Genomic DNA, 6,807 nt, shown 5'->3' with positions numbered 1-6,807 from the left:
CGCGGCGCTGCTGCAGCTGTTCGCCGGGCTGAACCCGGAGCGGATCATGGCCGCGTCGATGGCCGTCGGCATGGGCCGCTACGCCCTTGGCAGGGCCGTCGACTACGCCAAGACCCGCACGGTGTGGAAGGAGCCCATCGGCGCGCACCAGGGCGTGGCGCACCCGCTGGCCATCGCCAAGATCGAGACGGAGCTGGCCAAGCTGATGACCCAGAAGGCCGCCGCGCTCTACGAGTCCGGCGACGACGTGGCCGCGGGCGAGGCGGCGAACATGGCCAAGTACGCCGCGGCCGAGGCGGCGGTGAAGGCGGTGGACGCCGCGGTCCAGGTGCACGGCGGCAACGGCATGACCGCCGAGTACGGCCTGGCCGCCATGATCACCGCCGCCCGCGCCAACCGGATCGCCCCGGTCAGCCGCGAGATGATCCTCAACTTCGTCGCGCAGAACTCCCTCGGGCTGCCGAAGTCGTACTGATGTCCACCGACACACTCCGGGAGCCACAACAGGATCGCAGCCGGGCGACCCGGAAACGGTTGCTGGAGGCGGCCATCGAGTGCCTCGCCTCGCTCGGCTGGGCGGGCACCACGGTGGCCGTCGTGGCCGAGCGGGCCGGGGTGTCCCGCGGCGCGGCTCAGCACCACTTCCCGACCCGCGAGGATCTGGTGACGGCGGCGGTCGAGTACGTGTCCGACGAGCGCACCGCCCAGCTGCGCGAACGCGTCAACGATCTGCCCACCGGTCCGGCCCGCACCCAAGCCGTGATCGACCTGATCGACCACATGTACACGGGCCCGCTGTTTCGCGCGGCGCTGCAGTTGTGGGTGGCCGCCGCGTCGGACGAGCAACTGCGGGCCCGGGTGGTGCCGCTCGAAGCCCACGTCGGCCGTGAGGTGCACCGGGTGGTCGTGGAGCTGCTCGACGTCGACGAGAAGGTAGCCGGCGTACGTGAGATCGTTCAGTCCACTTTGGACATGGCGCGCGGGTTGGGCTTGGCGAACCTGCTCACCGACGACAGCATGCGCCGCCGGCGGATCCTCAACGTGTGGGCGGGGATGCTGGACGCGGCGCTCGCGAATGCCCGGATTGGCGGTAGGACCGGCGGACCCCCTAGCTAGGCTGGGTGTTCGGCATCCGTGCGAGGTCACGGAGGATCGGATGCAGGCGTAAGAAAAAGATACGGGCCGCGTTCGAGGGCGGCTGGGACAGCGCTTGCAGGCTCTACCGGCATCTTGCCGGCGGGGGTCAGTTCAGGGCGAACCGAACTCGGATCTGGCGCTGCCGCCCGGTGAGGGTGTGTACGCGGATTTCGACCTTGGATATGCCAGGTATTACGCGGTCAATGCGTCGGTGACCTACACCGAGCCGTTGCCTCGGTTCACCATCGCACCCACGCGTCTCATCGGCAACGCCCTCGACAGGGCAGCCGCTCGCAACGAGTTTGACCGGGCGAAACGGGAAGTCGACGAGATGTCCGCACCGGCTTCTCCGGCAGCTCGCTCTCCTGCAGCTGCGCGCCCCGCCCGTGCCGCAGCTCGTCCGACCCCGGTTCCAGCCCCAGCACCCGGACCGAGCCGCCGTCCGCCCGGCGCAGCCCCTCGATGCACTCCACGGTGGTGGTCTTGCCGGCGCCGGTCGGCCCGAGGATGCCGAAGATCCCGCCTGGCCCGACGGTGAACGACATCCCGTCCACGGCGGTGACGCCGCCGTGCCGCTTGTACCTCGCGATGAAGGCCGCCTTCGGGACACTCAGTGCCCTGAAGGCGGCTTTCAGGGCATCAGTAGGGCGGCCAGACCTCGAAGATGTGCTTGTGTGCGAGCCAGGCGCTCAGGTCGTGCCGGTGCCGGGTGAGCTCCTCGAGCGTCCGGTGCACGGTGCGCAGCGCCAGGTCTGCGTCGCCCACCAGGAGCACCCGGCCGGCCACCGCGGCGGCGAACTCCTCGGAGCGCACGATGCGCGCGCTCGACGCGCCGGGCGCGGCGAGGCCCAGCAGCAGGTCGGTGGTGCGCCAGTAGCGGCCGTCGTGGGACACCCGCACGGCGGTCAGCTCGCTCGGCGCGCGGTGGCCGTGGCGCGAACGCGGGCGGCGGTGGGTGAGCCGAAGGTTGATCTCCGGCAGCAGCCAGGTGACCTCGGAGTCGTGGAACGGGTCCTCGGGCGTGGGGCTCTCGGTGCGCAGGCCCCAGCGCTCCTCCTGGCAGGTGCGCAGTTGCCGGGAGGTGCCCGACGAGTAGCTACGCACCGCGGTAACGGTGTCGACTACGTCAACCAACTGCGGGGTGATGGCCGTTCCCACAGGTCCTGAGGGTAGTCGCCAGCATGCGCCCGGTGATCACCGGGCCCGATTTCTTTTCGTCACATCTCGTGCGCGCAGAGGTATCGATCCGAACACGACGGTGCCCGCGTCTTGACCACTATGGACTCTGCCAGGTAAGGGGAATCCCTTGTCCCGCAAGCCAAGCGTCCACATCATGGTGGGCGGCGGCGATCCCGTCGACGGCCTCGAAGGCGCGCCGGAACGCGCGCTCGGCCGCGGCTTGATCAATGAGCCCGGCGGCCAGTGCGGCCAGCGTCTCGTCGGTGTCCAGCAGCTTCTGATGCTGCCCGGTGCGCACCAGGATGTCCAGGTACAGGTCGGTCGTCCGCCACACCGGTCCGGGCTCGACATCCACCACGTCGACGTAGAAGTCATGATCGAAGCTCGCGCCCGGGTGCGCCCCCCAGCGCGACACCCGCAGGCCGAACCGGGGGAGCAGCCAGGACCGGAAGTAGGAGATCTCCGGGTGTCCGTCCACCGGTCGCGCCATGTACAGCCCGAAGTCCGCCAGCCGGTACTGGTCGACCGCCCGCACGAATCCCTTCGGGTCGGTGTTGGTCATCGCCGCGACGTCGAACAGCTCGATCTTGGGCGGGTGGATCGTCACGGTTGGCAGCCTGGCATAGCCGAAACTGTCGGTGCCCGCGCGTAGCCTCGTGTCGTGGCTCCCGTCAAAGCGCAGTCCGTAATGCGGCCGATCGGCGACATCCCGCGCGCCGACGGCCGGTTTCGCATGGCCAGTGACTACCAGCCGGCCGGCGACCAGCCGACCGCGATCGACGACCTGGAGCGCCGGCTCAAGAGCGGAGAGCGCGATGTGGTGCTGCTCGGCGCCACCGGCACCGGGAAGTCCGCCACCACGGCGTGGCTGATCGAGCGGGTGCAGCGGCCGACCCTCGTCATGGCGCCGAACAAGACGCTGGCCGCCCAGTTGGCCAACGAACTGCGGGAGTTCTTCCCGGACAACGCGGTCGAGTACTTCGTCAGCTACTACGACTACTACCAGCCCGAGGCGTACGTTCCGCAGACCGACACCTACATCGAGAAGGACTCCTCGGTCAACGAGGACGTCGAGCGGCTGCGGCACTCGTCCACCATGAGCCTGCTCTCCCGCCGGGACGTCATCGTGGTCGCGTCGGTGTCCTGCATCTACGGCCTGGGCAGCCCGCAGGAGTACCTGGACCGCACGATCGGCCTCCAGGTCGGCCAGACCGTCGAGCGCGACCTGCTGCTCCGCGCGCTGGTCGACACCCAGTACACCCGCAACGACCTGTCGTTCACCCGCGGCACGTTCCGGGTCCGCGGGGACACCGTCGAGATCATCCCGGCCTACGACGAACTGGCCGTGCGGATCGAGTTCTTCGGCGACGAGGTGGACGCGCTGTACTACCTGCACCCGCTCACCGGGGACATCATCCGCCAGATGGAGACCGTGCGGATCTCCCCGGCCACGCACTACGTCACCGGCGCGGAGCGGATGGAGCAGGCCATCCGCGGCATCGAGGCGGAGTTGCAGGAGCGGCTGGCCACGCTGGAGAAGCAGAGCAAGCTGCTCGAGGCGCAGCGGCTGCGCATGCGCACCGCCTACGACGTGGAGATGATGCGGCAGGTCGGGTTCTGCTCGGGCATCGAGAACTACTCCCGGCACCTCGACGGCCGCGGCCCGGGCACCGCGCCGGCCACGCTGATCGACTACTTCCCGGACGACTTCCTGCTGGTCATCGACGAGTCGCACGTGACCGTGCCGCAGATCGGCGGCATGTACGAGGGCGACGCCTCGCGCAAGCGCACCCTGGTCGACCACGGCTTCCGGCTGCCGAGCGCGCTGGACAACCGGCCGCTGACCTGGGAGGAGTTCCAGGACCGGATCGGCCAGACGGTGTACCTGTCGGCCACCCCCGGGCCGTACGAGATGGGTCAGACCGGCGGTGAGTTCGTCGAGCAGGTGATCCGCCCGACCGGCCTGATCGACCCCGAGGTGATCGTGAAGCCCACCGAGGGGCAGATCGACGACCTGGTGCACGAGATCCGGGTGCGGGCCGAGCGCGACGAGCGGGTGCTGGTCACCACGCTCACCAAGAAGATGTCCGAGGACCTCACCGACTACCTGCTGGAACTCGGTGTCCGGGTGCGTTACCTGCACTCCGAAGTGGACACCCTGCGCCGGGTTGAGCTGCTGCGCCAGCTCCGGCTCGGCGAGTTCGACGTGCTGGTCGGAATCAACCTGCTGCGCGAGGGTCTCGACCTGCCCGAGGTCTCCCTGGTGTCCATTCTGGACGCCGACAAGGAGGGCTTCCTGCGCAGCGGCACCTCACTGATCCAGACCATCGGCCGCGCCGCGCGGAACGTCTCCGGCCAGGTGCACATGTACGCCGACACCATGACCGACTCGATGAAGCACGCCATCGACGAGACGAACCGCCGGCGCGCCAAGCAGATCGCGTACAACGAGGAGCGCGGCCTCGACCCCCAGCCGCTCCGCAAGAAGATCGCCGACATCCTCGACCGCGTCTACCACGAAGCCGAGGACACCGACTCCCAGGCCGTCCCCATCGGCGGCTCCGGCCGCAACGCCTCCCGCGGCCGCCGCGCAGCCGGCGAACCCGGGGGCCGCTCCGCCGGCGTCTACGTCCGCGAAAACGTCAGCAGCATGCCCCGCGCCGAACTGGCCGACCTCGTCCAGCAACTCACCGACCAGATGATGACCGCCGCCCGCGACCTCCAGTTCGAGCTGGCCGCCCGCCTCCGCGACGAGATCCACGACCTCAAGAAGGAGCTCCGCGGCATGGACGCCGCCGGTCTCAAATAGCCGCTGCTACGCCGATGCGACATGAGCTACGTGAATGCGCGACACGCCGAAGTGGTGGTCATGGTGTGGCTTTGGTGATGCCGATGCAGATGAAGTACTGCTTGCCGGGTTTGAGGCTCCAGTGGCCGTAGCTGCCGATGGTGGCGGGGTCTTGGGGGTGGTCGCTGGAGAAGTCGTATTCGCCGGGGGGCAGGACGAGGCGCTTCAGGGTGGCGATGTTCTCCCGGCAGATGGTGCGGCCACCCGTGGTGTTGGCGGGGCAGTTGGGGCAGGCGGCGATCTCCTCCACGCGGGGTTCGGGGCCGCCGGCCAGGGCTACGCGCATGATCTCGGGTGAGTCGTTGTAGATCATGATGACGGCCTTGTCGCCGCCGGGGCTGCCGATCTGCTCGATGCCACCGAAGTCCTTGGCCTCGGTGTCCGCGCGGGTCTGCTGGTTGAGCAGCTGGGCGAAGGTGGCGGTCATCTCGCCGGTGAGGCGGTGGCCGGGGAACTTGCGGAGGAACTCCTCGGCGTCCTCGATCGCCGTGGTCACCGCGGAGGTGGCGAACGACTTGGCGCACGTCAGCAGCAGGCCGGGGAGCAGGTCGCCGCGGGCGGCCAGGACGGCGTCGTTGCGGATCTTGTCGAGTTGGATGCACCAGTTGGTGTCGGCGATCATCGCGGTTTCAGTGTCGGCGGCGACCTTGTCCTGGGCGAAGTCGGTGAACAGCAGCGCGTAGGTTTTCGCCGCCTGGGCCCAGTCGCCCTTGTTGGCATAGGCGGTTCCGCACGCGGCATGGAAAGCCGGCGCAGTGGCCGGAGGAATCAGCTTTCGCTCGCGCAGCGCCGGTAGGGTGCCGCAGCTGTCAATGGTGGCCAGCGCGGCCAGGTCGGAGCGGCCGAGCAGGCCGGTGATCCGGTTCTGGGCAGCCTGGGTGAGCGGGCTTTCCGGCCGGCCGGAAAGGAATCGCACATACGACACCACGGCGCCGGAACCGTTGCCGGCGCGCTCCTGATCCGCGGCGTCCCGGAACGGCAGGCACTCCGCCTTCTCCGTTTCGGCGCGGGTGACCGTGTCCCCCAGGGTCACCAGCCGCCAGCCGCTGATCGCGGCATCGAACCGGCCCACCGCGGCCGCACAGTCCGCCTGCCGGTACGCCTCGTGCCCGTCGTGATAGGCGGAGTTGTCCAGCAGCAACCGGACCACCGAGTACCCGACCGCGATCAGCACCACGGCCAGCACCGCACCCGCCAACGCCAGCCACAGCTTCCGCCGCGAACGCCGTGGCGCCGGTGCGCCGAACACCGGCCCCTCCGCCATTGCCGGATCGGCCACCGGCGCCGGGCCCAGCGGCCCACCCGCCGGCATCGCGGCCGCGGACGTTTCCATCATCGGCGCCGTGGCCATCGGTGCTTCGGCCAGCGATGGCTCGGCTGCCGGCATTTCGGTGACCGGCAGTTCGATCACCGGTGCTTCGGCCGCTGGTGTCTCGATCACCGGTGTGTCGGAGGCCGGCCCGGGCATGGGCGCGTCGGTTCCCGGGCAGTCGGGTACCCCCGCGTCGTCGTCGTTCGTCATGCGCCACCCCAGATCGTGAACGCGGTCCCACTCCGCGTGTCGGACCATCGTCGTCCGTGGCGCACCCGCGTTCAAGAGCGGCGGCCAGATCTGCCGGACCATTGCGGGTTTGCCGTAGGGA

At 69.4% G+C, this 6,807-nt stretch carries 6 protein-coding genes and 1 pseudogene; 3 read left to right on the top strand and 4 right to left on the bottom strand.

Annotation, left to right across the window (positions count from 1 at the left end):
* Both VGR06_RS10225 and VGR06_RS10220 read left to right on the top strand, forming a co-directional pair.
* Positions 1-475, top strand: a 475-nt coding sequence (locus VGR06_RS10225) for an acyl-CoA dehydrogenase family protein (protein ID WP_327558750.1), incomplete at its 5' end; no start/stop codon positions are given.
* The gene (locus VGR06_RS10220; RefSeq protein ID WP_327558749.1) at positions 475-1,116 is read left to right on the top strand and encodes a TetR/AcrR family transcriptional regulator; all 642 of its coding nucleotides are present in this window, start codon (positions 475-477) and stop codon (positions 1,114-1,116) included. The genes VGR06_RS10225 and VGR06_RS10220, both read left to right, overlap by 1 nt.
* A gap of 365 nt (positions 1,117-1,481) precedes the next feature.
* On the opposite strand, the pseudogene VGR06_RS10215 reads toward VGR06_RS10220, so the two are convergent.
* The 3 genes and pseudogenes from VGR06_RS10215 to VGR06_RS10205 all read right to left on the bottom strand — a co-directional run.
* Positions 1,482-1,727 (bottom strand): annotated as a pseudogene (locus tag VGR06_RS10215) (ATP-binding cassette domain-containing protein); the annotation flags it as partial.
* Positions 1,728-1,776: 49 nt separating this feature from the next.
* A complete protein-coding gene (locus VGR06_RS10210) occupies positions 1,777-2,241 on the bottom strand; it encodes a hypothetical protein (RefSeq protein ID WP_327558748.1) in 465 nt (154 codons plus the stop codon).
* Positions 2,242-2,413: 172 nt separating this feature from the next.
* Positions 2,414-2,923, bottom strand: coding sequence for a DUF402 domain-containing protein (locus tag VGR06_RS10205; protein WP_327558747.1), 510 nt, complete (start codon positions 2,921-2,923; stop codon positions 2,414-2,416).
* 81 nt (positions 2,924-3,004) lie between these two features.
* On the opposite strand from VGR06_RS10205, the gene uvrB reads away from it, so the two are divergent.
* Complete coding sequence (gene uvrB, locus VGR06_RS10200; protein ID WP_327558757.1) at positions 3,005-5,125, top strand: excinuclease ABC subunit UvrB; 2,121 nt, start codon at positions 3,005-3,007, stop codon at positions 5,123-5,125.
* Positions 5,126-5,183: 58 nt separating this feature from the next.
* On the opposite strand, the gene VGR06_RS10195 is transcribed toward uvrB, so the two are convergent.
* Complete coding sequence (locus tag VGR06_RS10195) at positions 5,184-6,686, bottom strand: hypothetical protein (protein WP_327558746.1); 1,503 nt, start codon at positions 6,684-6,686, stop codon at positions 5,184-5,186.
* Between the last annotated feature and the right edge of the window lie 121 nt (positions 6,687-6,807).

It is taken from the genome of Actinophytocola sp., from assembly GCF_036002505.1.
Taxonomy (GTDB): Bacteria; Actinomycetota; Actinomycetes; order Mycobacteriales; family Pseudonocardiaceae; genus DASYTH01.
This window is presented reverse-complemented; position numbering and strand designations above follow the sequence as displayed.

Excerpts from the sequence above, each read along its gene's own strand:
- VGR06_RS10220 (WP_327558749.1), top strand. The coding sequence starts at position 475 with ATGTCCACCGACACACTCCGGGAGCCACAACAGGATCGCAGCCGGGCG.
- uvrB (WP_327558757.1), top strand. The coding sequence starts at position 3,005 with ATGCGGCCGATCGGCGACATCCCGCGCGCCGACGGCCGGTTTCGCATG.
- VGR06_RS10195 (WP_327558746.1), bottom strand. The coding sequence starts at position 6,686 with ATGACGAACGACGACGACGCGGGGGTACCCGACTGCCCGGGAACCGAC.